At 71.5% G+C, this 24,546-nt stretch carries 25 protein-coding genes and 1 riboswitch; of the genes, 14 read left to right on the forward strand and 11 right to left on the reverse strand.

From position 1 onward, the window contains the following. The first annotated feature begins 159 nt into the window (after positions 1–159). From IH68_RS0125245 to IH68_RS0125260, 4 genes are all read left to right on the forward strand, one after another. The gene (locus IH68_RS0125245; protein WP_030939211.1) at positions 160–474 is read left to right on the forward strand and encodes a hypothetical protein; all 315 of its coding nucleotides are present in this window, start codon (positions 160–162) and stop codon (positions 472–474) included. Then, the gene (locus IH68_RS0125250; RefSeq protein WP_030939213.1) at positions 471–1,427 is read left to right on the forward strand and encodes a WXG100 family type VII secretion target; all 957 of its coding nucleotides are present in this window, start codon (positions 471–473) and stop codon (positions 1,425–1,427) included. Before IH68_RS0125245 ends, IH68_RS0125250 begins: the two co-directional genes overlap by 4 nt. Beyond that, positions 1,424–2,056 carry a hypothetical protein gene (locus IH68_RS0125255; protein ID WP_030939215.1) on the forward strand — a complete coding sequence of 211 codons (633 nt, stop codon included), beginning with the start codon at positions 1,424–1,426 and terminating at the stop codon, positions 2,054–2,056. Before IH68_RS0125250 ends, IH68_RS0125255 begins: the two co-directional genes overlap by 4 nt. Before the next feature lie 69 nt (positions 2,057–2,125). After that, complete coding sequence (locus IH68_RS0125260) at positions 2,126–3,352, forward strand: hypothetical protein (RefSeq protein WP_030939217.1); 1,227 nt, start codon at positions 2,126–2,128, stop codon at positions 3,350–3,352. A 172-nt stretch (positions 3,353–3,524) separates the two neighbouring features. Here the strand turns inward: IH68_RS0125260 and IH68_RS0125265 are convergent, their stop codons facing one another. The 3 genes from IH68_RS0125265 to IH68_RS0125275 all read right to left on the reverse strand — a co-directional run bounded on the left by IH68_RS0125265 (position 3,525) and on the right by IH68_RS0125275 (position 6,029). Next, positions 3,525–4,760: an amidohydrolase gene (locus IH68_RS0125265; RefSeq protein ID WP_030939219.1), complete on the reverse strand. Its 1,236-nt coding sequence runs from the start codon at positions 4,758–4,760 to the stop codon at positions 3,525–3,527. Positions 4,761–4,983: 223 nt separating this feature from the next. Beyond that, positions 4,984–5,754, reverse strand: a complete 771-nt coding sequence (locus IH68_RS0125270) for an NPP1 family protein (protein WP_030939222.1) — start codon at positions 5,752–5,754, stop codon at positions 4,984–4,986. 77 nt (positions 5,755–5,831) lie between these two features. Continuing rightward, positions 5,832–6,029 (reverse strand): hypothetical protein, encoded by a 198-nt coding sequence (locus IH68_RS0125275; protein ID WP_030939224.1) that lies wholly within the window; start codon positions 6,027–6,029, stop codon positions 5,832–5,834. 196 nt (positions 6,030–6,225) lie between these two features. Here IH68_RS0125275 and IH68_RS0125280 point away from each other — a divergent pair, with 196 nt between their 5' ends. Together IH68_RS0125280 and IH68_RS51815 are read left to right on the forward strand one after the other, a co-directional pair. Continuing rightward, positions 6,226–9,984, forward strand: coding sequence for a hypothetical protein (locus IH68_RS0125280; protein WP_030939227.1), 3,759 nt, complete (start codon positions 6,226–6,228; stop codon positions 9,982–9,984). Between the two features lie 127 nt (positions 9,985–10,111). Beyond that, positions 10,112–10,771 (forward strand): hypothetical protein, encoded by a 660-nt coding sequence (locus IH68_RS51815; RefSeq protein ID WP_051833712.1) that lies wholly within the window; start codon positions 10,112–10,114, stop codon positions 10,769–10,771. Between the two features lie 3 nt (positions 10,772–10,774). On the opposite strand, the gene IH68_RS57270 is transcribed toward IH68_RS51815, so the two are convergent. After that, positions 10,775–10,927 (reverse strand): hypothetical protein, encoded by a 153-nt coding sequence (locus tag IH68_RS57270; RefSeq protein ID WP_199931927.1) that lies wholly within the window; start codon positions 10,925–10,927, stop codon positions 10,775–10,777. A gap of 108 nt (positions 10,928–11,035) precedes the next feature. Here IH68_RS57270 and IH68_RS0125295 point away from each other — a divergent pair, with 108 nt between their 5' ends. The 3 genes from IH68_RS0125295 (at position 11,036) to IH68_RS0125305 (ending at position 13,504) form a co-directional block, all read left to right on the forward strand. After that, the gene (locus IH68_RS0125295) at positions 11,036–12,382 is read left to right on the forward strand and encodes a helix-turn-helix domain-containing protein (protein WP_030939232.1); all 1,347 of its coding nucleotides are present in this window, start codon (positions 11,036–11,038) and stop codon (positions 12,380–12,382) included. A 70-nt stretch (positions 12,383–12,452) separates the two neighbouring features. Beyond that, entirely contained in the window at positions 12,453–13,193 is a 741-nt protein-coding gene (locus tag IH68_RS0125300) for a GAF and ANTAR domain-containing protein (protein WP_030939234.1), read from the forward strand. Positions 13,194–13,225: 32 nt separating this feature from the next. Then, positions 13,226–13,504 carry a ribosomal protein L7/L12 gene (locus tag IH68_RS0125305; RefSeq protein WP_030939236.1) on the forward strand — a complete coding sequence of 93 codons (279 nt, stop codon included), beginning with the start codon at positions 13,226–13,228 and terminating at the stop codon, positions 13,502–13,504. Positions 13,505–13,547: 43 nt separating this feature from the next. Here IH68_RS0125305 and IH68_RS0125310 read toward each other — a convergent pair whose 3' ends face one another. Beyond that, complete coding sequence (locus IH68_RS0125310) at positions 13,548–14,357, reverse strand: hypothetical protein (RefSeq protein WP_030939238.1); 810 nt, start codon at positions 14,355–14,357, stop codon at positions 13,548–13,550. A gap of 291 nt (positions 14,358–14,648) precedes the next feature. Between IH68_RS0125310 and thrS the strand changes: the two genes are divergently transcribed. After that, positions 14,649–15,869, forward strand: coding sequence for a threonine--tRNA ligase (gene thrS / locus IH68_RS0125315; protein ID WP_030939240.1), 1,221 nt, complete (start codon positions 14,649–14,651; stop codon positions 15,867–15,869). Between the two features lie 60 nt (positions 15,870–15,929). Then, the gene (locus IH68_RS0125320) at positions 15,930–16,925 is read left to right on the forward strand and encodes a nucleoside hydrolase (RefSeq protein WP_030939242.1); all 996 of its coding nucleotides are present in this window, start codon (positions 15,930–15,932) and stop codon (positions 16,923–16,925) included. A gap of 160 nt (positions 16,926–17,085) precedes the next feature. Here IH68_RS0125320 and IH68_RS0125325 read toward each other — a convergent pair whose 3' ends face one another. After that, positions 17,086–18,141 (reverse strand): HoxN/HupN/NixA family nickel/cobalt transporter, encoded by a 1,056-nt coding sequence (locus tag IH68_RS0125325; RefSeq protein ID WP_030939245.1) that lies wholly within the window; start codon positions 18,139–18,141, stop codon positions 17,086–17,088. A 27-nt stretch (positions 18,142–18,168) separates the two neighbouring features. Beyond that, positions 18,169–18,358, reverse strand: a riboswitch (cobalamin riboswitch). A gap of 80 nt (positions 18,359–18,438) precedes the next feature. On the opposite strand from IH68_RS0125325, the gene IH68_RS0125330 reads away from it, so the two are divergent. Next, positions 18,439–18,798 carry an ArsR/SmtB family transcription factor gene (locus IH68_RS0125330; RefSeq protein ID WP_030939247.1) on the forward strand — a complete coding sequence of 120 codons (360 nt, stop codon included), beginning with the start codon at positions 18,439–18,441 and terminating at the stop codon, positions 18,796–18,798. Positions 18,799–18,871: 73 nt separating this feature from the next. Here the strand turns inward: IH68_RS0125330 and IH68_RS0125335 are convergent, their stop codons facing one another. Then, positions 18,872–19,792, reverse strand: a complete 921-nt coding sequence (locus IH68_RS0125335; protein ID WP_030939249.1) for an LAETG motif-containing sortase-dependent surface protein — start codon at positions 19,790–19,792, stop codon at positions 18,872–18,874. A 251-nt stretch (positions 19,793–20,043) separates the two neighbouring features. Continuing rightward, positions 20,044–20,778, reverse strand: a complete 735-nt coding sequence (locus tag IH68_RS0125340; RefSeq protein ID WP_030939252.1) for a DUF4142 domain-containing protein — start codon at positions 20,776–20,778, stop codon at positions 20,044–20,046. 244 nt (positions 20,779–21,022) lie between these two features. Here IH68_RS0125340 and IH68_RS0125345 point away from each other — a divergent pair, with 244 nt between their 5' ends. After that, positions 21,023–21,706, forward strand: a complete 684-nt coding sequence (locus IH68_RS0125345) for a DUF6445 family protein (RefSeq protein WP_030939254.1) — start codon at positions 21,023–21,025, stop codon at positions 21,704–21,706. A gap of 12 nt (positions 21,707–21,718) precedes the next feature. On the opposite strand, the gene IH68_RS0125350 is transcribed toward IH68_RS0125345, so the two are convergent. Further along, the gene (locus tag IH68_RS0125350) at positions 21,719–22,087 is read right to left on the reverse strand and encodes a DUF6479 family protein (protein WP_030939257.1); all 369 of its coding nucleotides are present in this window, start codon (positions 22,085–22,087) and stop codon (positions 21,719–21,721) included. Positions 22,088–22,174: 87 nt separating this feature from the next. Between IH68_RS0125350 and IH68_RS0125355 the strand changes: the two genes are divergently transcribed. Next, the gene (locus IH68_RS0125355) at positions 22,175–22,756 is read left to right on the forward strand and encodes a GrpB family protein (protein ID WP_051833713.1); all 582 of its coding nucleotides are present in this window, start codon (positions 22,175–22,177) and stop codon (positions 22,754–22,756) included. Here IH68_RS0125355 and pstB read toward each other — a convergent pair. Then, positions 22,732–23,496, reverse strand: a complete 765-nt coding sequence (gene pstB / locus IH68_RS0125360) for a phosphate ABC transporter ATP-binding protein PstB (protein ID WP_234341579.1) — start codon at positions 23,494–23,496, stop codon at positions 22,732–22,734. The two genes, IH68_RS0125355 and pstB, sit on opposite strands and share 25 nt — an antisense overlap. Before the next feature lie 86 nt (positions 23,497–23,582). Then, positions 23,583–24,473, reverse strand: coding sequence for a sortase (locus tag IH68_RS0125365; protein WP_051833714.1), 891 nt, complete (start codon positions 24,471–24,473; stop codon positions 23,583–23,585). Positions 24,474–24,546 lie beyond the last annotated feature (73 nt).

Genomic DNA, 24,546 nt, shown 5'->3' on the forward strand with positions numbered 1-24,546 from the left:
GCAGTTCCGGGTGCGGTTCGCGTCCGGGGCGAGCAAGGGACATCTTTGCGTGATCTTGACCGGGATTGGATCTCCCTTTTCCACGGTTTGGCGGGGCCGCTACCGGGCGTTCCTAGACTCCGGGAAGCAACGCACGCGCTTGCAAACAATGGGGGACTCATGGGGGACGGCTTCCACGTCGACCCGGACGTGCTGCTCAAGTACGCGGCACAGGCCGAGCAACACCTCGACGACCTTCCACGGGTGGCCTCCGAGCTCGCCCACATCACCGTGCCGGGCGGTGCGTTCGGCAAGCTGCCGGACTCCGACGAGCTGCATTCCGCCTACCTGGAGCACGCCGCTGCCGCCGAACACAACGTCCGCGACCTCGTCTCCGTCCTTGCCGATGTGGCCAAGGGGCTTCGGGACGTCGGTGGCCAGTACCTGAGCAACGAGTACGACCTCGGCCAGGGGATGGACGGCATCGGCGCATGAGCGACACGGCAGCCGCATACGCCTGGACGAAGAAGGAACCCGCGCCGCTCCCGCCGCTGGAGGACGTGGAGCCCGGCCAGGAACACGGCCTGGACGCCGGCATCGACGACCTCGTCCGGGGCGTCCTGGAGGCGACCGGAATGCTCGACCAGCTGGAGAAGGTCACCGGCATGCCGGGCCGGCTGCATGCCGCCGCGCAGAGCTGGCACGGCCAGGCGAAGGCACTCCAGTCGCTGGCCGACACCCTGCGCATGGGCGCCGCGAAGCTCCCCGAGCACTGGGAGGGAGAGGCTTCGGAGGCCTTCGGTCACGGCATGGGGGCGTACGTCGACGCCATCGACCGGACCGCCGAGGACATGGGCCGGACCGCGGAGATCCTCAACAGCGCCGCGAAGGAGTGCAAGCTCGCCGAGGACACCGTCGTCGCCATCATCCGCGAGGCGATCGAGATGATCGCCATGACGGTGGCCGCGGGACTCATCACCGACCTGCTGACGGCCGGCCTGGCCACAGCGGTGGACGCACTCGCGGTGGACGCCGAGGTCGCCGTCTACGTGGAGCGGGTGGAACAGGTCTCCTCCAAGCTCGGGACGGCACTGCGCGACCTGATGAAGGCCGTGAAGGACATGCGGGCGGGGGAGGCGAAGTTCAAGGACGTGCTCAAGGCCGCCAAGGGTGTCCGCAAGATGTCCGGCTGGCGCGGCATGGGCGGTGAGGGGACGCACAAGGGCCTGGTGTGGGCCGCCCACCATGAAGGGATGAAGCAGCTCAAGGAGCATGTCTTCAAGCCCCTCTTCGGGGAGGTCCCCGGGCTCACCGGCGACCCGGCCGAGCCCGTCAAGGAGGCGCTCCACAGCGACACCGTGAAGGAGGCCGAGGCGCGGGACCAGCAGCTCGCCCACGAGCAGCCCTACCGGGTGAACAAGCGCAGCATCGAGGAGGACTTCGGATGACGGAATTGGACGTACGCCGTCAGGAGTACGCCGCCCGGGGCCTCCTGAGCGGTGAGCAGCTGTACCGCGTCTTCTCGGCCGGGCTGGATCCGCTGGCGCCGGAGGGCATCCCGCGCCGGCATCGTCCGCCGCGTGCGCCGGGGAGCGGGACGGAGGACCGGAGCTTCCGCGGCCTGCGGGTGCTGCTGCTTCCCTTCCACTGGATGGCCGTGGCGGGTTCTGTGCTGACGTACCCGCTGGAAAAGCTGGAGGACTGGTTCTGGGGAGGCTTCGGCATCCGGAAGCTGGTGCGCGGCCGGGTCTGGCAGGGCGGCTGGGAGAGCGACGCGGGCCGCTTCGTGATCGCGGTGCGTGCGGGTGACGGGCGCGGGACCTTCCGGAACGACAGTTTCCTGCTGACGTTCACCGACAGCCGAGTGCTGCTGCTCAGCAAGCCGCTCTCGCCGGAACGCGAAACCCCCAGGCTCTACGCGGACTACCCCCGGCAAGTGCTCTCCCTGCGCCGCGAGCCGCACCCGGCCCGCCATCGCAACCGCGTGGACCTCGCCTTCCCGGACGGTTCCTGGGTCGCGCTCGCGATCGGCAGGCGGGACGAAGTGCCCGACGTACGGCGGTATCTGGCGTCCTGACGCCCCCCTTTGCACCCGCAGCGGTTACGGTGCTGCCGTAAGTGATCGACGGGGGATGGGGAGGGAACGATGCCCGGAACCGTGCTGTTGCTCGCCGCATCCCCGGCGGGCAAGGGCCGCTTGGTGGACGCGGCGTCCGTGCTTCCCGTCCTGGCGGCCGTCCCGCCCGCCGTCCTGTCCGGCACGGACACGGCGAACGTCGTCGAGCTCGCCGACCCGCTGGAGCCGCAGGCCGTGCTCACCCGGTTGCGGGCCGCTGCGGGGGTCCCGGGGCCGCTCACCGTCTTCGTCACCGGGCAGCTGCAGCTCGACCGCCGCCAGCGGCTGCCGCATCTGGCGCTCGCCCGTACGACGCCCGCGACGGTGCGCTACACCGGGCTGCCGTGGCACTGGATACGGGAGGAACTGCGGCTGCGGGCGGTCGGTTCCACCACCCTCTTCCTCGACCTGCATGCGGACGCCGAGGCCTGGGAGTGGCTTCGGGTGAACCCGCTCGACTCGGGGCGCAACAACGCCGTCTACGGCCGGGTCGCGCCGCCGCCCTCGTCGCGGCGTGCGGTGGCCGTGCCCGCGTATATGAAGGCCGTGGCGACGATTCTGCGCAGTGGCCTGCGGCCGGCGGTGGAGCAGTTGCATCAGCAGGCGTTGGCGCGGGTGGGCGCGGAGGGGTATGCGGACCTGTTGCTGTCCGCGGGTGGGGTCGTGGCTGGTGTCCCTGGGGGCTTCGCCCCCAGACCCCCGTATCGGCCTGAGCGGCCTCGTCCTCAAACTCCCCCACTCTCGGCTTCGCTCGAGCGGGGGGACCCCCATGACGGGCTGAATGATGCCGACCGGCGCCCGAGTGGCACCGACGGGCAGCAGGTCAGTGAGGTGACCGATCCCCACTCCGCCATCTCCGCCGCCGTTCAGTCGGGCCGCCACCACGACGCCGACACCCTGGCCGCCCACCACGAGCAGGCCGCCGTACACGCGTACGGGCCCGGGTCCGAGGAGGCGTTGCACTGGGCCGAAGTGCGGGCGGATCTGGCGATGTTCGCCGGGGATCCGGCGCGCAGCTGCCGGACCTGGCTGGGGGTGGCCGCCGCGCGGCTTGCGGCGGGGCAGGCGCCGGACGCGCCCGCCGTGGAGGCGGCCGTGGACCGGGCGCATCACCAGTGGGGGCAGGTGCGGGATGCGGCCGCTGCGCGGGAACTCGGCACGTCGCTGGCCGAGTTGCGCTCGCGGGTGCCGGGGCGCAGGCAGGGTGCGCTTGACCATGTGCAGCGGCAGTTGCGGCAGTTGCAGACCCAGGGCTGACCAGCCCCTGGACCTCGGCGGTGGCGAACAGCTCCAGGTGGCCGCACGGGGGGGCAGCGGTACGCCTCGATCTGCCGCAGTAGGTGCACTTGTAGTTGTTCACGCGGTGAGTGCAGGAGCGCGATCACTGCGTGAGACACGTGAGATACGCGAGCTACGTGAGATACGCGAGCTACGTGAGATACGCGAGTGCGCCCGACACCAGCGTCCGCACGCCCGGCGTGACCGTCGACAGATCCGGCGCGAAGTGCGGGCTGTGGTTGCTCGGTACGGCCAGGAACTTCTCCATCAGGTCGGTGCCGGGCGCCGCGTCCCACACGTCGGCCGGGGTGGTCGTGACGAACCAGTAGGAGTACGGGATCCCGCCGTGCGCCAGGTGCGGGAAGTCCTCGCTGCCCATCACCGGACCGAAGTCCAGTACCGTCCCGGCCCCGAGCACCTCCTCGTGCACGGCGGCGATCCGGCGGTCGGTGTCGGCGTCGTTCGTGGTCACCGGGAAGGTCGCGCCCACCGTGACCTCCGGTTCCCTCGGGCAGCCGGCGGCCAGGGCCTCCCCCGCCGCGATGCGCCGGATCGCGGCGATCATCCGCTCGCGCACCTCGTCGGACTGGGTGCGCAGGTTGAGGGCGATGCGCGCCTCGGACGGGATGATGTTGTGCCGGGTGCCCGCCTCGATCCGGCCGACGGTCAGCACGGCGGACTCACGGGCGGCGATCTCCCGGGAGACGACCGTCTGGAGGCGGGTGACGAGGTAGGCGGCCGTGACGACTGGGTCGACGGTCGTCTCGGGACGGGAGCCGTGCCCGCCGCGGCCGTGCATGACGATGTCGATGTCCGTCGACGCCGACATGATCAGGCCGGGTGAGTGGGCGTAGAAGCCGACGGGTCCGGGCGCCGCGTGCTGGCCGAGCAGTACGTCCGGGCGTGGGAAGCGCTCGTACAGGCCGTCCGTGATCATCCCCTGCGCGCCCTGGCCGGTCTCCTCGGCGGGCTGGCCCACCACCAGCAGGGTGCCGGACCAGGTGTCGCGTCCGGCGGCCAGCGCCGCGGCCGCGCCCGCCAGCCAGGTCACATGCAGGTCGTGCCCGCAGGCGTGCATCACGCCGGGTGTGGAGGAGGCGTACGGCAGTCCCGTCTCCTCGTGCACCGGCAGCGCGTCCATGTCGGCGCGCAGGAGGACCGTCGGGCCCTCGCCGTTGCGGAGGACGCCTGCGACGCCGGTGCCGCCGATGCCCTCGGCGGTTTCGTAACCCGCCTTGGTGAGCCGCTCGGCCAGCTTGGCGGCCGTGCGGTGCTCCTGGAGCGACAGCTCGGGGTGGCGGTGCAGGTCCCGGTAGAAGTCCTCCAGGTCGGCGACCGGGAGACCGGCGGTGAGGTCCAGCGCGGTGCGGGCGGCGGGAGACGGCATGGAGGCAGCGTAGGCGGCGCCGGGCCACGACGGGACGGGGCGCCTCACATCGCGCCGCCCCCGCGAAGGGGAGCGGCCGCCGACGCGCAGGGGGGAGTGTACGTCGGCGGCCGCGGTTGGGGCCCCGGTGAAGAGCCTGGCAGTCGGAGAGTTGATCAGCACCCCGGTTCATGGGGGCAATCAACTCCGCGGCGGTCGGTGCCGCGGGCCTGCCGTCCGCCGGTCAGGCGTACGGGTCGAAGGCGATGCCCGTCGGCTTGGCCTTGTTCAGGTGGTCGGCGAACTTGGAGTCCTGGAGCGGGAAGTTCGCGCTGCCCCAGTCGGAGGCGTTCAGCTTGTCCCGCAGGCCGGTGGCCAGGTTGGCCCAGCTGAGCAGGTTCTCCTGGTGCCAGGCACCGGTGTCGTTCTCCGGCGTCTCACCCCACTTGGCGAAGCGGAAGGCGTGGGTGGACGCGCCGTCCTTGTGGTAGACGGCCTCGACGCGCTGCCCGCTCATCGGGACGTCGGCGATCGGGTGGGTGCTGAAGCCGCCGTGCGCGGAGGCGGACAGATACGCCGGGGTGGATGCGCCGTCCTGGACCCAGACGACCATGCACTCCCAGTCGTGGCGGTGGCCTATGCCCGGGGAGGCCTCGTCCTTCTCGAAGTAGCTGGCGTAGATGATCCCGCACCAGCCGTTGTTGCACTTGGACCGCGAGTAGGTGTTGGCGTTGCCGAGGTGGCCGGAGCGGCACTCGCCGGTGATCGGGCCGGTCGGCTTCAGACCGCCGTTGAGGTTGCCGCTCGGGTCGATCGCGGCGGCCGGGTAGCAGCTGTCCGTGTCGTAGTCGTAGACCGGCTCGAAGTTCTTCTCGAACGAGGTCGCGTTCTCGGGCAGGTTCTGCAGCACACCGGCGGAGGCGCTGCCCGCGAGGGCGAGGGTGGCGGCGCTGCCCGCGACGGCGGCGGCCCGGGCGAGGCGGAAGGTCCTTGCGCTGCTGGCTGCTCTGGGCATGGGGGGCTCCAGTCGACGGTCCACTCGTTCCGGACATGACATCCGGAAGGCTGGGAGAAGACTGGCAAGTTGAGAGTTCAATGGAAGGGCTTTCCGTCAAACACGAGACGGATTTTCACCGAACTGATCAACGTCGGGCAGCGGTCGGCAGGGTGAACCTGCACAACGGGCTCGGCGGCGGGCGAGGAGGTCAGCGCGGGCGCCGCGATCGCTGCGACCAGGGCGGACGAGACGAATGCAGACAGGCCGAGATGGCGAAGGATGCTGCCGTACACGGGGTGCTGTTCTCCTCGCTGGTGACGTCACCGCCGAGGCTCGCAACCGGAACGTTGATTGGCACGTCGCTTTTGTCACAGCGATCAATTGCTGTGAACCGGTTCCGAGTTATTTGTCCGGACGTTAGGTTGTCGTTTCTCCGGGCGCGTACGAAAGCCGTACGAAAGCCGCCAGTGGTGCAGAGGGGAGGGCGCTGTGGGCCGACCCGAAAGACCCGTGGATCCCGATGACGGTCCCGTGCAACGCCTCGCGCATCAACTGCGCGAGCTGCGCAGGGCCGCGGGCAGCCCCTCGTACCGGGCGATGGCCCGGACCGCCGGGTACGCCGCGACGACGCTCTCGCAGGCCGCGGCCGGAGAGCGCTTGCCTTCGCTCGCCGTCGTCCGCGGGTACGCCTGCGCGTGCGGGGCGGATCCCGCCGAGTGGGAGGCCCGCTGGAAGGAGGCCGAGGCCGAGGAGGCAGGGACGGCGCGCGAGGAGGACCGGGAGGTGCCGCCGCCGTACCGGGGCCTCACCCGGTTCGAGCCGGACGACCGGCAGCTCTTCTTCGGCCGGGACCGGCTGGTCGACGAGCTGAACCGGCTGGTGTGCGACCACCGGTTCGCGGTGCTGTTCGGGGCTTCGGGCAGCGGAAAGTCGTCCCTGCTCAGGGCCGGTCTCATCCCGCGGCTCAGGGACGAGATCGGGACCCGCGGCCGACCGGCGGTGCTGCGCGTCCTCACTCCCGGGGACCGGCCCGCGCAGACCTACGGCCATCTGCTCACGCCCGCCGAGGGCGACCCCGAGAGCTGGGTGGTGGTCGACCAGTTCGAGGAGGTCTTCACCCTCTGCAGGGACCGCGCCGAGCGCGCCCGCTTCCTCGACCTGCTGCTCGCCGCCCGCGACCCGGACCGTCGGCTGAAGGTCCTCATCGCCGTACGGGCCGACTTCTACGCCCGCTGCGCCGAGCACCGCGGCCTGGCGGACGCTCTGTCCGGCGCCGGACTCCTGGTCGGCCCGATGACCGCCGACGAGCTGCGCGAGGCGGTGGTCGGACCGGCGCAGGCGGTCGGGCACCTGGTGGAGCGGGAACTGACCGCGAAGATCGTCGAGGAGGTCCTCGACCAGCCCGGCGGCCTGCCGATGCTCTCGCACGCCCTGCTGGAGACCTGGCGCCGGCGCAAGGGCCGGATGCTGACCCTGGCCGCGTACGAGGCGGCCGGTGGCGTGCGCGGCGCGATCGCGGCGAGCGCCGAGGAGGTGTACGGGCAGCTCACCGCACCGCAGCGGGGCACGGCCCGCCATCTGCTGCTGCGCATGATCGAGCCGGGCCGCGGCACCGTCGACACCCGCCGCCCCCTCACCCGTTCAGAACTCGACGAGTGGGCCGACCCCGACGTCCCGGTGGTGGTGGAGCGGCTGGCCCGGGCGCGGCTGCTGACCGCCGACGAGGAGGGCGTCCACCTCGCCCACGAGGCACTGATCACCTGCTGGCCGCGGCTGCAGGGCTGGATCGAGCAGGACCGCGAGCGGCTGCTGAGGCACCGGGCGCTGACCGAGGACGCCCGCACCTGGCTGGAGCACGACCGCGACCCCGGCGCCCTGTACCGGGGCAGCCGGCTCGAGCGCGCCGAGGAGCACTTCCCGGATCCCGCGCAGGAGCCGTCGCTGACCGCGACGGAACGGGAGTTCCTGACCGCCGCGTTCGCTGCCCGCGACGCGGAACGCCGGGCCGCCGTCCGCTCGACGCGCCAGGCCCGCGCCGCGGTCGGCGTGCTGTCGGCCGTCCTCGCGATCGCCCTGGTTGCCGGCCTGTCCGCGTGGACACAGAGCCGGGACAACGAGCGCCGGCGCACCGAGGACGCGGCCCGCCGGATCGCCTCCGTGTCGGACGGTCTGCGGACGACCGACCCGCACACCGCCCAGCTGCTCGGTGTCGCCGCCTGGCGCATGGCCCGCCTGCCGGAGACCCGCGGGGCGCTGCTGGGCGCGCTCGGGCAGCCGGAGGCGGACACCTTCAGCGACCCGGCGACGGGCGACGGAACCGTGCGCCACCTGACGGATTCCGGTCGCACGCTGCTCAGCGTCGACGGCCGCACCTGGCGCACCTGGGACGTGGCACACCACCGGCGCATCGCCTCCGGCCGGCTGCCCGTGGACGGCAGGGTGCAGGCGGCGAGCCCCGACGGACGGCTGCTGGCGGTCGCCGTGGACCACGGGGTACGGCTGTGGGACACGACCACCGGGCGATGGCGCGCCGACCGGCTGACGGGCAACGCGCTCGTCGATTTCAGCGGCGGCAGTTATGTCGTGACCGACCTGAACGACTCCGCGGTCCAGGTGCGCTCGGCCGCGGACGGCAGCCTGCGGTACCGGACGCAGGCGGCGACCTCGAACGTCGTCGCGGTGAGCGCCGACGGCCGGCTGCTCGCGGTCTGCCCCGTCGGCGGCAGGGCACCGCAGGTACGGGATCTGAGCAGCGGGCGCATCGTGCACGGGCACTGGGAGAAGGAGAGCGGAGCCTGCGGCGAGGACCGGTCGAACCTGGTCCTGGGCGGGGGCGGCGGGCAGCGGCTCGCCGCGGTGACCTCGACGGGGGTCCGCGTGTGGGACCTGAAGTCCGGGAAACGGCTGGCCGACCTCGCGGACACCGGCGTGAAGGCCCTCTCCTTCAGCAAGGACGGCAGGCTCCTGGCGACCGTGGACACCCGGGAGGTCCGGGTGTGGCGGCCGGAGAACGACGCCCCGCTCTTCAGGCACTTCCTGAACAACCAGCACCTGTACGGCACTCTGGCCTGGGACGACAAGCAGTCCGTGCTGCGCTATCTGGAGGGCGGCACCGTGCACTCGCTGTGGATCCCGGCCGCCGTCACCACCGACTGGCAGGACACCCCGCAGGACGACGTGCTGCTCAGCCCCGACGGCCGCACCCTCGCCACCGCCGAACGCACCGGCGACCACTACACCGTCCGGCTCCGCGACACCGCCGACGGCCGGCTGCTGCGCACCCTGCCCGCCCCGCCCGTCCCCGTCTCCCGCGACCCCTCCTCCCCGGTGGTCCCGGCGTACACGTTCTCTCTGCTGGCCTTCTCCTCCGACAGCGGGACGCTGGCGTACGGCGTCGCGGCCCCGGGCAGCGAGGTCTCCACGCAGCGCCTCACGGTCTGGGACCTCACCGGGCGCCGGGTCCGTACGACGCTCGACCTCGCGACCGGGACATCGGCCGGAGCGGTGGTGACCATCGCCCTGGGCCGGGACGCCCGCACGCTCTACGCCGCCCGCACACCCGCCATCGGCACCTGCACCGACGAGATCTGGGACCTGGTGCACCACCACCGGACGGCTGTGGTGAAGTCCCTGTCCAGCCCTCACCTCGCCGTCAACGGCGACGGCAGCGTCCTGGCGGGTGACAACCGGGTCGCCACCCTGCCCGAGGGGCGCGTCACGGGCCGGAACCTGGTCCAGGGCGAGGACATCGGCGCACTCGCCTTCGCCGCGGACGGCTCGCTGCTGGCCGCGGGCGACGAGGCGGGCCGGGTGGCGCTGTGGGACCGGAAGGTGCGGCAGCGGTCGGGGATCCTGCCCAGCGTCTTCGCCGCCCTCCCCGAGAACATCGGCGACGCGGTCTTCGGCGACACCTCGGAGGCGGTCACCGCCCTCGCGGTCAGCCCCGACGGCACCACGCTCGCGGTCGGCGGCGAGGCGGGCAGCCTCCAGCTGTGGGACATCGCCACCCAGCAGCCGTTGGGCTCCCCCCTGACGACGTCCGGCGAGCAGATCGACACCGTCGCCTTCAGCGCCGACGGCGGCACGGTGTACGCGGGCAGTGCGCACGTACCGCTGCAGCGGTATTCCATCGATCCGGCGCGGGCGGTGGCGACGGTGTGCGCGCGAGCGGGGGGTGAGGGCCTGACCCGGGCGCAGTGGCGGACGTATCTGCCGGGCGTGGCGTACCGGAAGGTGTGCGGGGAGTGACACCCGGTGATCGAGCGGCGATTGATTGGATTGATTACCCTGATGAAATGGGTGCCGGAACAATTCTGCAGCCCAGATCATCATCCCGTCGCTGCACCCCACACAGCCTCGACGGGAGAACCCCCACATGAAGCTCCAGAAGCCCGGCCGCGGAAAGCTGGCCGCCCTCGCCCCCGCCCTCGCTCTCCTGGTGATCCCCTTCTGCGCGGGGACCGCCAGCGCCAACACCACCCCCGGCTGGGGTGACGACGCGCCGGACGTGATCTGGGACTGCAACAACAACAATGCCGATTCGTGCCAGTACCACGAGCAGGACGCCTTCACCGAACTCGGCAAGCGGCGCCAGGCCTCCAACGTGATCAGCAACTGCGCCAGCAACCAGCCCGTGACCCTCACCCGTACCGACACCAACACCACGAGCACCGAGTACGCCTTCGAGCAGTCGACGTCCGTGGAGGTGTCCACCGGCTTCAGCGACACGTTCGAGGCCGGGATGAAGGCCAGCGATTCGCAGTCGGAGACCTGGAAGGTGGGCAGTGCCCACACCGCGACCGAGACCCACACCTCGACCATCCCGGCCGGCCAGCGGGGCGCCTGGTGGTTCGCGCCGTACGTCCACCACTCCCAGGGCTGGCTGGAGGTCCACTACGGCAGTCGCAACCACGGCCACTACATCTGGTACTACGGCAACAACGGCGGCCTCCCGGGCATCGACGTCCAGACCCCGGTCTTCCTCTCAAACGGCGAGCTGAAGGGCAACTGGTACTGGGCGACCTGGAACTGCTGACCACTAGCCCCCGTGGTGTACCTGCTGCACCTGGGCGGCCGGCCCCGTGTCGGCCGCCTTGGCCGGGCCCGCGTTGGCCGCCAGGACCAGGGCGGCCACTGCGACGAGGGCTGCGCCGAACCCTCGGGCGTAACGCTCGGAGATGTGTCGGAGCACGGCAACCTCTCAACAGCGTCTCAACAGGTTTGTATTAAACGCACTTAAGACGCCGTTTAACGTAGGGGTCGACGGGGGCCAACGGCAAGAGGTTCAGGGGGAGTTGTCGTGTCGGACCGTGACGATCCGGTGACCATCGGTCGCAGAGTCCAGCAGTTGCGGTCCGAGCGCGGGCTCACCCAACGCCAGTTGGCTGAGCCCGCCTACACCCCCGCCTACATCTCCACCCTGGAGGCCGGCCGGGTCCGCCCCTCCGAGGAGGCGCTGCGGCACATCGCCGAACGCCTCGGGATCGCCTACGAGGAGCTGGTCACCGGACGTCCGGCCCGCCTCGCCACCGATCTGCGCCTCAGACTGACCGAGGCGCAGCGCACGCTCGCCGGCGGCGAGGCCGAGCAGGCGGCGGAGCAGTACGCCGCGCTGCTCGCCGAGGCCGAGAGCCACGAACTCGTCGACGTCCAGGCGATCGCCCTGCTCGGGCTCGGCGAGTGCGCCCTGGACACCGGAGAGCTGACGGCCGCCAGGGAGTACTTCGAGGGCTCCGAGCGCGCACTCGCCGACGTACCGCTGCCGGCCCGCGTACCCGCCCTGCGCGGGCGGGCCGTCTCCCACTACCTGGCCGGTGAACTCCGCTACGCCGTCTACCTGCTGGAGTCCGCCCTCGACGAGCTGAACCGCAGCGGACTGCACGACCCGGATGCGCTGCTCCTCCTCTACGCCAGCGTCATCGGCCCCTACATGGACATGGGCGCCCAGGCCCGCGCCGCCCAGGCCGCCGAGTTCGCGCTCGCCCTCGCCCCGCAGGCGGGGGACCCCGCGCTCGTCGCCCGTATGCACCGCTCGGTGGCCCGCACCCTGCTCGCCGAGGGCCGCATCGCCGAGGCCGACGCCTCCCTCGCCAAGGCAGCCGAGCTGTACCGCACCCTCCAGCTCCGCACCGAACTGGCCAACTGCCACTGGATGCGCGGCTACGTGTACGCCCAGAACGGCCAACTCGACCATGCCGAGGGCGAGTTGAGGCAGGCCCTCGACATGCTCTCCGCGGGGCGCGCCGCCCTCTACAGCAGCCAGGTCGCCGTCGAGCTCGCCGACGTACTGCACCGGCGCGGCAAGTCCGACGAGGCCGCGGCCCTCCTGCACGACGTGCTCAGCGACGCTCTCGGCCCCGAACGCGGCGCCCTGCACTCCGCCGCGGCCCACCGGCTGCTCGGCATCATCGCCGAGGACGCCGGCGACACGGAGGCCGCCGAGGAGCACTACGTCCGTGCCCTGAGCATGCTGGAGAGGGCGGGCGCGGCCGGTGACCTGGCCGACCTGTGCCGGCTGCTCGGCGATCTGCTGCGCCGTACCGGCCGGGTGGAGGCGGCCCTGGACGCGTACCGCACGGGGCTCGGCCACCGTACGGCCCCCGGCACCACGACCCTCGGCCCCGCACCCGCACAGCCTCCTCTGTGACCGGTCCCGGGGTCGGCAGGCGGACGGCGTTTCGCCCCCCGGGGCAGGGGTAGTCGGGCAGCGTCCCCGGATGCAGGCCACGCTGCGATCGGAGGAGGCGATGGCCGTGGACGCAGTAAGGGCCATCGACGTGATCGCCGAGGTGGTGCGCGATGCCCGGCCCGGGGAGACACCTGCCCGGTTGTGTGCGGCGGCGGTGAAGCTGCTGCCGGTCGTCGGCGCGAGTGTGTCGCTGCGCAGCAGCGGAATGTCCCTCCGGCTCGCCGCGAACAACTCCATGGCCTCGTATCTCGCGGAGCTCCAGGCCACCCTCGGTGACGGCCCGTGGCTGTGCGCCTACGAGAGCGGCGCCCCCGTGCTCGCCTGCGACCTGACCGCCGGCCGGAACATGCACCGCTGGCCGCTGTTCGCCCGGCAGGCGACGGCCGTCGGCGTCCAGGCCGTGTACTCGATGCCGCTGGGCAGCGACGACGGCCTGACGGTGGGCACCCTCGACCTCTACCGCGACACCCCGGGCGAACTGACCGAGGACGAGCTGCGCCGTGCACAGCTGCTGGCCGCCGTCATGACGCTGGCCCTGACGACCCTGCCGCGGGAGGAGAGCGGCAGTGGCGAGGAGGCCTGGCTGGGCGGTCTGGCCACCGAACACGACGAGGTCTACCAGGCCATCGGCATGCTCATGGCGCAGCTCGGCGTCGACGCCGACGAGGCGTCGGCCCGGCTGCGCGCCCGCGCCTTCGCGCAGGGCCGCACCGCCCTCGAGGTGGCGCACGACGTGGTCTCGCACCGGGAGAGACTGGACGGCGACTGAGCGACCGTGGACCGGATCCCTATGATCACGGCATGGACATACTGGGTTTCTCCCTGCTCGTCCTGCTGGTGCTCTTCGGTATCGGCAGCATCGAGAACCGGATCTCCCGCACGGACAGACGGGTTGCCCGGGTGGAGCACAAACTCGACCTGATCCTCGGCCACCTGGGACTCACCGAGCCCGAACCGTGGTCGGACGAGGTGAACGCACTGGTCCGGGACGGCAAGAAGATCCAGGCGATCAAGGTGTACCGGGAGGCGACCGGGGCGGGCCTGAAGGAGGCCAAGGAGGCCGTGGACAAGCTCGGTTAGACCTAGCTCGTCGGTCGGGCATCGGTCATCGGTCGGACCTCGGTCAGACGCGGAGCCGCGGCTGCTTCCTGATGTCGGCCAGCCGCTGCGCACCCACCTGCACGAAGGCCTTCGTGGCGTCGGCGGACACGTCCCCCGGGCCGCCGTGGGTGAGGGCGATGGCGTCCTCGCCGACGCGGACCACTGCGACGTCGAGGGTGAGCAGGGTCTGTTCGCCGGTCGCCGTCGCGCCGGTGAACGTGACCCGCAGCCCCTGCCGGTCGTCTCCGACCACCGGCAGTACGGTCTCGTCGACCCGGACGTTCTGGAGGGCGCCGCGCCCGGTCACCGCCGTGAACCTGGCGCAGATCTTCGGCAGGGTCTTCATCCAGGTCAGCGTCCGGTCCACGTCGGCGGGCCGCAACGACAGCACCTGGTACCGCAGCTGCGCCTGGTCCATGGCGTCGTCGAGCCCGGTCACGACCCGGGTCCCGGTGGCGTCCGCACCGAACAGGTCGTCCGTGTACAGCGCGTCGAGGAGCTTGTGGCACTCGGGCACGTCGGCGTGGGCCTTGAGCACCCCGTCCCGCCAGGTCGCGGCCCCCTGCGTGGGCGCCCACGGCGCGCCCAGGTCCGCCTGGGTCAGCAGCGCGGCCTGAGCCTGCGCCTCGGTGAGGGGCGGGGGAGCGGCGGGGGCCGTGGCGGACGGCTTCGCACTGTGCGCGGCGCTGTGCGAGGCCGCGGGTGCCTGCTGCTTCGCCCCCGCGTCCGGCTCCGGGCCCACGCCCACGATGAGGCCGCACGCACTCACGCTCACCAGGGCCCCCGCGGACATCGCGGCGCCGACGAGGACACGGGACGGGGTGCGGGTCATCGGACGCCTCCTGGCCACCTCAAGATCGGTTACGTCTCCAAGGGACCACCGCGCACGACACCCCACCAGCGCGCCGGGCCGTCCGGGTTACGGTCCCCGCGAAAACCCGTGGCCCCGTCCCCGCCCCCGCGTTACCGTCCTCCCATGCAGCGCGCCCAGTCGTTCCTCACGACGACGCCGGAGAGTGTCCCGGCGCGCTGATCCATGGACTGGATGTCCGAAGCCCCGGGGCGAGTGCCCCGGGGCTTCGTCGTGGGTCGCTCGCCCTCCCCCGTCGCGAGGAGAGAGACCATGTACGACCACCGCCGGCTCGGCCGTGAGCTGGAGCTGTTCGACACCGATCCGCTGATGGGCGCGGGGCTGCCGTACTGGCTGCCCGACGGCGCGATCGTGCGGCACGCCCTGGAGGAGTACATCCGCGGCCAGGAACGCGCGGCCGGCTACCGGCACGTGTACTCGCCCGTCCTCGGCAAGCGCGAGCTGTACGAGATCTCGGGGCACTGGTCCCACTACAACGACGACATGTTCCCGCCGATGGAGCTGGGCGGCGAACAGGTCGTCATGCGGCCCAGCCTCTGCCCCCATCACGCCCTCATCTACCGGTCCCGCTCGCACAGCTACCGCGAACTGCCGCTCCGTATCGCCGAGTTGGGCGGCATGTACCGGTCCGAGCTGTCCGGGGTGCTCGGCGGGCTGACCCGCGTACGGTCCATCCAGCTCAACGACGCCCATATCTTCTGCACCCTGGAGCAGGCGGTGGAGGAGGCGCGAGGCGCCCTCGAACTCATCGGCCGTGCCTACGCCGACCTCGGCATCCGCGCCTCCCGCCACCGGCTGTCCCTGCCGGGGGAGGGCGGCAAGTACGTCGCCGACCCGGCGCTGTGGAAACGGGCCACCGGGCTGCTGGAGGAGGTGCTGGCGGGGGCCGGTGTCGAGTACGAGGCGGTGGCGGGCGAGGCCGCCTTCTACGGGCCCAAGATCGACGTCCAGGTCGTCGACTCCGCCGGCCGCGAGGCCACCCTCTCCACCGTCCAGATCGACTTCCACCAGCCCGAACGCTTCGATCTGCACTACATCGGCGCCGACGGCGCGAAACACCGGCCGGTCATGGTCCACCGCAGCATCATCGGCAGCGTGGAGCGCGCGGTGGCGCAGATGATCGAGGAGCACGGCGGGGCCTTCCCCGCCTGGGTTGCACCCGTCCAGCTCGTCGTGCTGCCGGTGTCCCAGGCCCAGGAGCAGCAGGCGCACGACGTCGTAGGACGGGCCGTGGCACGCGGGCTGCGCGCCGAGTTCGCCGGGCCCGAGCAGGGCAGCCTCGGTGCCCGCATCCGTGCGGCGCGCCTGGTGCCGTACCAGGCGGTGATCGGCGAACGGGAGGCCGAAGGCGACCTGGCGGCCCTACGTCTGCGGGACGGGCGGCGTCCGGGGGCCGTACCGGTGGAACGGCTGCTGGAGCGGATCGGGGCGTGCGTCGACACCCGCGGCGCCGAACTGTGGGCGGCTGCGTAAGGTCGCTGTCGTAGCCCGTGTCGTGAAGACCTGTGTCGTCGTAGTGAGAGGAGCCCGGCCGTGACCGGTCAGCCCATCCCGGTGATCATCGACTGCGACACGGGTGTCGACGACGCCCTGGCCCTGCTGTTCGCCGTACGCCACCCGGCGATCGACCTGCGCGCGGTCACCTGCGTCGCCGGGAACACGGACGTGGACGGCGTCGTCCGCAACACCCTGACCGTGCTGGAGCAGGCCGGCGCCCCCGACATCCCGGTCGGCCGGGGAGCCGAGCGCCCGCTGATCGAGCCGGCGCGCTCGGCGCGGCATGTGCACGGTGCCGACGGCATGGGCGACCTCGGCCTGCCCGCGCCCACCCGCACCCCCGCCGAGGTGGACGCGGTCACTCTGCTGCGCCGCGAGATCCTCGCCTCGCCGCGGCCGGTCACCCTCGTCCCCACCGCACCCCTGACGAACATCGCACTGCTGCTGCGCACCCACCCCGAAGTCACCCGCAACATCGAGCGGATCGTGTTCATGGGCGGTGCGGTGGCCACCGGGAACGCCACGGCGGTCGCCGAGTTCAACGTCTGGCACGATCCGGAGGCGGCCGCGGTCCTGCTCACCGCCGGAGTGCCGATCACGATGTACGGCCTGGACGTCTTCACTCAGGTCGTCGTCCCCGGCGCCGATGTGCACCGGCTGCGCACCAGCACCGAGCCCGGCACCCGGCTGGCCGGCGAACTCCTCGCCCACCGTCCGGCGCACCAGGGCGAGGCCCCCGAGGCCGAGGAGGCCGGCGGCCTCGGCGACGCGGGCGCGGTCTGCACGGTCGTCGACCCGGCCGGCATCACCACCAGCCTGCTCCCCGTCGAGGTCTCCCTCGCCCCCGGCCCGACCCGCGGCCAGACGATCGTCGACCGCCGCCCCCGCCCCGGAGAGTCCGAGATCCACGAGGGCGTCCGCCGACAGCCGCTGGTGGACGTGGCATTGGACGTGGACGTGAACCGTTTCGTGAAGCTGTACCTGGAGACGGTGGAGCGCCGGGCCCTGTCGTCAGACGCCACGCGCGATTGAAATCGCCGGTGGCCCTGTCCTTGCTGCGGGACCGGCAGGGCACGGTCCTACCCGCTCGGCTTCAGGGCGTGGCCGCAGACATGCAGGCCAGGCCCAGGGCCAGGAGAGTTTGTCCTGTACAGGACACTACGCCTGGCCGACCTGATCCAGAAGACGGGCCTCAGTCGTCCTCCGCGCCCGACGCCCCCCACCGCTGCTCCACCCTCGCCGCCTTCCAGTACGACACCGCCGCCACCCACACGACCACGAACAGGCCGACGATGATGTAGCCGACGTTGGCCAGGTCGAGGCCGAAGAGTTCCATCGTGGCGATGAAGAAGGCGACGGCGATGGACAGTCCGGTGATGGTGAGGTTGTAGAACACCTTGCGCACCGGGTTCGAAAAAGCCCACTGGTAGGCGAAGTTCATGAAGGTGCCGTCCAGCGTGTCGAACAGGCTCATGCCGGCCGCGAAGAGCAGCGGAAGGCAGAGGATCGCGTACCAGGGCAGCCCGGCCGCCGCGCCGGAGCCCGCCATCACCATCAGGGTGACCTCGGTCGCCGTGTCGAAGCCCAGGCCGAAGAGGAAGCCGAGCGGGAACATCTGGCCGGGGCGGGAGATGGACCTGGTCAGGCGGCCGAGGATCCGGTTCATGAACCCCCGCGCATTCAGATGCTGTTCGAGCTCCTTCTCGTTGTACGTCCCCGCCCGCATCGCCCGGAAGACGCGCAGGATGCCGACGAGGGCGACCAGATTGAGCGCGGCGACGAGATAGAGGAACGTGGCCGAGATCGTCGTACCCATGAGGCCGAGCACCTGGTGGGTGCGGGAGTGCTCGTTCATGACCTTGTCGGCGAGCTGGGTTCCGCCCGCGATCATCGCCGCCAGCACGACCACCACGCTGGAATGCCCGAGCGCGAACCAGAACCCCACCGACACCGGCCGCTTGCCGTCGGCCATCAGCTTGCGGGTGGTGTTGTCGATCGCGGCGATGTGGTCGGCGTCGAAGGCGTGCCGCATGCCCAGGGTGTAGGCGGTGATGCCGAGGCCGAGCCCGAAGGCCTTGTTGCCGACCTCGTAGTGCCCGGGCACGACCAGCAGGAAGAGGATGCCGAAGGCGACCACGTGCAGGGCGGCGATCACCGCCATCAGCCCCACCGTCTTCACGGTGTCCTCGCGCCGCCAGCGGAAGGAGGCGGTCTTCGGCTCGGGCAGGGATGTCCCGGGCAGGGTCATGCGGTCACGCTCCAGCACCTCGTGGATCACTTCGTGAGATGCCGTGGCCGGTCTCCTGGCTTACGGGTCGTACGTCCGCCGCCCGCCTTCCCAGCCGCGTTGCTGCGGCCAGTGGCTGTCCCGAGCGGGACGTGGGCGACGAACTCCCCGATCACAGTGGCGAGGGCCGCGTCGGCATGGCACCGACTTCCCGAACACCACGGCCCGCCCACCGTAGGGCCGTCGGCACTTCCCTGCATAGCTGCATACCTGCGCAGGTATTGAAGATCACATAGGGGTGCCTGCGAGGATGGCCGTATGCATCTCGTCCCGGCCGACCGCGCAGACCGCCGCACGATCGACGGCCACCGGGTGTGCGAGGCCATCGAGGCCATCGGCGACGCCGAGCACGTCCGCACCTGGGCCGACCGCTTCTCCCTGCTCGCCGACCCCAAGCGGCTCGCCCTGCTGCTCGCCCTGCACCGCACCGGCCCGCTGGCCGTGTCCGACCTGGCGATCGCGACCGGCATGAACGACCCTGCCGTCTCACAGGCGTTGCGGCTGCTGCGGGCCGCCGGGGTCGTGGCCGGGGAGAAGGAGGGGCGGATCGTGCGTTACCGGGTGGTCGACGAGGACGTACGGCTGCTGCTCAAGCACTGTGTGGCGGACGGAGGTTGAGCCCAGGCATCCCCTCGGCATGACGAACGCCCCGGAGCGGGGGTCTCCGGGGCGTTCGTATCTCGGGAGTGGCTCAGGAGTGGGCTCCGCGGCGGCGCCTGGTCACGACGACGATCGCCCCGCCGGCGGCCAGGAGGGCCGCGGCGCCGCCGGCGATGAGGCCGGAGTTGCTGCCGCCGCCGGTCTCCGCGAGGCCACCGCCACCGCTCTGGCTGACCGCGGGGACGGTGGTCGACGCGGAGGCGACGGGGGTGTCGGTGTCGCTCGGCGTCGACGCGGAGGCGCTCGGGGTCGGGCTCTCCTCGGCCGGGGTCGAGGGCTGCTCGGACGCCGGGGTCGAGGCCGGCGGGGTGGACGGCGGCTGCGACTCGGTGCTCGTGCAGTCCTTCGTGCCGCCGTTCCAGGACGCGATCAGCTTGTCCTTGATGACCGGGTGGTCGGGGCCCTTGGGCAGATCGCCGTGCTCGAAGCCGTCCTTGGCGTCCAGTTTGCCGTCGAACTTCACGGCGCCCCGGTAGAGGTCGACCTGCGCGAAGCAGCCCGCGTCCGGCACGGCGATGTCGAGGGAGTCGGTCTGGCCCTGCTTGACCGTCACCGAGTCGAAGTCGACGAAGACCTGCTCGCCGGAGGTGGCGAAGGACGGGCCGTGAGCGAGGTAGGAGGCCAGGGAGGCCGTGCAGGTCGTGGCGTCGCCCGCGGTACGGACCTTGACGTGGATCTTGCCGTCGTCGGTGGGCCTCAGGGTCTGGTCGTCGACCTTGACCGAGTCGAAGAAGCTGGTGCCGTCCAGGGAGAACTGGCAGCGGTCCGTCTCCGTCTTGGTGCCGGCACCGGTGCCCGGCCGGTAGCCGTCGGCGTGCTTCCAGCCGTCACCGCCGGGCGTACCGGTGGCCCAGGCGCCCGAGGCCGCGGCGACGGTGGCGGCGCACAGGGCGAGCGACACAGCGCCCGTTCCCAGGAGGCGGCGCGCGGTGACACGTCTGGCTATGGACATGCAGATCCCCATCTTGGCGTGTGCAGTTCCCGGCGCGGCGGCGCAGGGCAGCACGCCGCGCCCGGCCGCACCGGGGTGAATGGTCTGAGGAACACCGGGCCCATTGGTCACATGCGACCCAGCGCGATCACATCGTGGATCTCCTGGCGGAACGCTGTCAACCTGCGGTAACCGACGGGTAGTTCAATTGTCTATTACAATTTCGCCACAGACGGAACAGGTGGCTCCACCATCGCGGAACCGCCCGGATCTCACCTCACGGTCGGGCTCGGGGCGGCGTTCTGGCCGGTCGAGGACTCGCCCGGCAGGACCGGCGGCTGGGTGGTGCTGTCCACCGGCGGGGTGAGGACGATCTGCGGCTGGCCCGCGGCCGGGGGCGGCGGGGTCAGGTCCGTGGAGGGCAGCTTCGGCGGGGTCGTCTCCTGGAAGAGGACCTGGTCGAAGTTGACCAGACCGGTCTGCTCCATGACCGTGATGTGGTCCAGGACCGTCGCGTTGGCCTGGTCGGCCAGGACCCGCACCACGGTGTTCTTGGTCGTCGAGCGGATCTTCGCGATCGTGTTGAAGATCGAACCGTGCGTCACGCGCAGGATGTTGGCGAAGTCCGTGTCGAACTGCTTGCCCTGGTCCGCGGCGAGCGTGTTGACGAAGCCGACCTGCTGCGGGCTGGCCACGTTGGGGATCGTGATGTTCAGCATCGTGCTGATCTTGCGGCAGCTGGCGTCCAGTGCGGCGTGCCCGTCGATGAGGTGCTTGCTCGCGGTGATCACCGCCTTGCTCTGCCCCTTCTTCAGGCCCATCTGGCCCACGGGGTACTCCCACAGCCCGGCCGCGCGCACCTTGACGACGAAGTCGCGGTCGGCCTCCGTCAGCGGCCCCCACTGGGTCTGCGCGATGACTCTCGATCCGTCGCTCGACACGGTGTTGACTCCGAGCATCGCGGGATAGGCGAGCGCGGCCAGGGTCAGGCTGAGAGCCCCGCCCACGAAGAGAGTTCCCGTCGCATTCCGCGAAAAGCGCACCGTGCCTCCTGCCCGGTCGGGGGTCCCGCCGGCGGACGGCGGGGGGTCGACGGAGGGGAGTACGGATGAGGTTCCGGCTCAGAACCTTTTGGTTTGGTAAAAACCGGCGGGTGTGAGGCAGGTAACGGCCGGTGGACCCCGTGCGGTTGACGCAATGTTGACCATTCCACGGGAGAGACAAGGCAAACACCGGACCTAAATTCGCCCCATGCCCCCACAGCCCCGGAAAGCCCCGACCGCCCTTCCCGTCCTCCCCTACCGCAAGCCCACCAAGGGCCGCGACTACTGGGTCATCGACGATGTCCTGCCCGACGTGGACGCCGTACGGGAACGCTGTCTCGCCAAGGACGACTGGGTCGAGGGATACCCGTACACCTCGGAGACCTGGCCGGGTCTGCGCACCATGCCGGGCCTTGAGCCCGCCGAACTCGCCCGCGTCGAGCGCCTGGTGAAGAAGGCGACCGGCGCGAAGGAACTGTGGGTGCAGGAGGCCCCGGGCGGCGGCACCCTCAACCACAACTGCATCCAGGTCGTCGGCGAGGGCGAGAGCGAGCCGCGCCCGCACACCGACTCCCGTGCCCTGTGCCGCTATGCGGCGGTGCTGTACCTCAACCCCGGCGTCGGCAAGGACTGCGGAACCGCCTTCTACCGCCAGTCCCTGCCCGGCGGCCGGCTCGGCGGCAACGTCGTGCAGGCCCCGCACAACAACCTCGTCGAGGCCCTCGGGACCCGGTTCGTCCCGGGGGACCACTTCGAGGAGGACGTGCGGGTCCCGCACAAGTACAACCGCCTGCTCCTCTACAACGCCAACCTGGTGCACAGCGCGACGGGATACTCCGGCAGGACGCTGGAGGAGAAGCGCATGACGGCGGTGTTCTTCTGGATGGCGTGAGCCCCCGGGACGTCAGAGGCGTCCCAGGCCGCCGCCTCCGAAGGAGCCGCTGGAGCCGGGCAGCCAGCGCCGGCGGTGCTGGTCCTTCCCTGTCTTCGTTCCGGATGGATGGAGCTCGTAGGGCATGAGCCGTTCCTTGCCCTCCGCGTGCGGCACCTCGTCGGGTTCCCGCATCTCGCGCATCTCCCAGACGGGTCCGCCGTCGGGGATGTGGGGCTGTTCGTCCGGGTTGGGCCGCGGCAGTTCGCGGTCCCGGACCCTCATGCCGAACTGCACGGCCCAGATCAGTGCACCAGCGATGATCAGGCCACCGACAAAGGCGGCGATCACGTTGAGTACCTCACTCGACGTGGCCGCAACAACAAACGTCGCAGTACTCATGCCTCAATTATCGCCGAAAGGGGGCGATTGCGGAGTGTTCGGTATTTCCGCAGGTCACGGCCCTCCTCAGACGGCACGCAGGTGCGCATGACACGCGTGGTCGACTACGACCCCGACTGGCCCCGCCGGGCCGCCACCGCGACGGACGCCCTCCGTGCGGCGGCCCCCGGGCTGTTCGTCGAGCTGGAGCACATCGGCTCCACCGCCGTCCGGGGGCTGGCAGCCAAGCCCGTCATCGATCTCATGGCCGCCGTACCGGACCTCGCCGACGTCGGCCCCCACGAGCCGGCGCTCGCCGCCCTCGGCTTCCGCCCCCACGACAACGGAATGACCGACCGGCTCCTGTACGTCCGCGCCGACGCAGGCGTCCGCAGCCACATCCTGCACGTGGTGACCGAGGACAGCTGGCCCACCCGCAACCAGCGCATCCTTCGGGACTACCTGCGCGCCCACCCCGAGGAGGCGGCCCGGTACGCCGCACTCAAACGGGCCCTCGTCGCAGCCGGCACCCCGGCCCGGGACTACTCGCGTGCGAAAACGGCGCTCGTGCAGGAGCTGACCGACCGGGCCCGAGCGGAACGCGGCCTGCCCTCCGTGTCTGTGTGGGAGAAGGGGCCCGCTGCTGGTCCCGGTCCCGCTCCCGGTCAGCCGAAGCGGCCCGCCACGTAGTCCGCCGTGCGCTGGTCTTGCGGGGTGTTGAAGATGTCGTCCGTGGGGCCCGCCTCGACTATGCCGCCGGGGGTGCCCTGCTCGGCGAGGAAGAAGGCGCACTGCTGGGAGACGCGGGCGGCCTGTTGCATGTTGTGGGTGACGATGACGACCGTGACCTCGCCGGCGAGTTCGTGGATCGTCTCCTCGACGCGGCGGGTGGAGGTGGGGTCGAGGGCCGAGCAGGGTTCGTCCATGAGGAGGACCTGGGGGCGTACCGCCAACGCCCTTGCTATGCACAGGCGCTGCTGCTGGCCGCCGGAGAGCGCGCCGCCGGGCTTGCGGAGGCGGTCGTGGACCTCCTTCCACAGGCCGGCGCGGGTCAGGGACTCCTCCACGACCTCGTCCCTCTCGCGGCGGCTCACGCGCGTTCCCGTCAGGCGCAGGCCCGCCACCACGTTGTCGTAGATCGACATCGCCGGGAAGGGGTTCGGCTTCTGGAAGACCATGCCGATGAGGCGGCGGGCGTCCGTCAGACGCCAGGACGGGTCGTAGATGTCCTCGCCCTCGAAGAGCACCTCGCCGCCGAACTGCGCGGCCGGGATCAGCTCGTGCATGCGGTTGAGGGTGCGCAGGAACGTCGACTTGCCGCAGCCGGACGGGCCGATCAGGGCGGTCACCCGGCCCGCGGGCATGGTCAGCGACACCCGGCTGAGCACCTGGTGGCTGCCGAACCAGGCGGAGACCGCACGGGCCTCCAGAGTGGCGGGACGGGCGGTTTCCACCGCCGGCAGGACGATCGTGTCGGTCACGGTGTCGGTCACGTCGGTCACCTCAAGGGGAGCGGTCACAGCAGGTTGGGCAGGAGTTCGGTGGTGCGGGTGGCGACCTGGAGGCCCAGGACCGCGACGACCGGCGCGAAGACGATCCAGGTCTGGTGGCGGCCCCACCGGTGCCAGGCCCACACGGCGGCGACCGCGGCGAGCAGCAGCGCCTGCAGCCACATCACCAACGGCCACGGCACCCCGGAGGGGCGGGCCAGCGGCTCCTCGGAGCCGGGCAGCGTGCCGGAGCGGATGACGGCCGCCGGGGTCTGGAACGGCGCGGAGACCAGGTCGGCGTCGACGCGCAGGACGCCGGCCGGCATGTAGCGGGGCCCGGTGGCGGTGACCAGGACCAGCCGGCCCTTGCCGGCGGCCACGGGGGCGGGGGCGGGGGAACCGGCCCGACGTATGTCGAGGACCTGGTACGTCGACCTGCCCTGCCCGGTGATCACGGTGAACCTGTCGCCCTCGGTGAGCGCGCCGAGCTTCCCGAAGGGGCCGCCGTAGGCCGCGGCACGGCCCATCAGCACGCTGGTGCCCGCCTGGCCGGGCATCGGGGTGTCCCGGCGGTGGCCCGGACCGTCGGTCAGCACCGAGGAGTCGGTGCCCTCCAGGACCACCTGGGTCATCCCCAGCCTGGGGACGTCCACGACGGCGACCGGGGTGCCCGGCGCGAGCAGCCGGCCCTGCTGGTCGGCCTGCGCCACCGGCGCGGTGCCCAGGGCGAGTTGGCTGCGCAGTTCGTCGAACGCGGCGTGCTGCGCGGAGTGTTCCTGGACGCCGCTGATGAGCAGCAGCTGTGCGGTGACGCCGAGCAGCAGCGCGGCCAGGCTCAGCAGGCCGCCCCGGGCGAGGTGGCGGACCACGGTGACGCTCCGGACGCGCGTGAGCGTGAGGGGTGGGGCGAGTGTCACGGCGGCCCGCCTCCTTTGCTTGCGGTAGGGGGCTGCCGGGGAGTAGGGGCCCTCCCCGGCAGCCCGGTGGGAG

The sequence above is a fragment of the Streptomyces sp. NRRL S-646 genome (assembly GCF_000720765.1).
Taxonomy (GTDB): domain Bacteria; phylum Actinomycetota; class Actinomycetes; order Streptomycetales; family Streptomycetaceae; genus Streptomyces.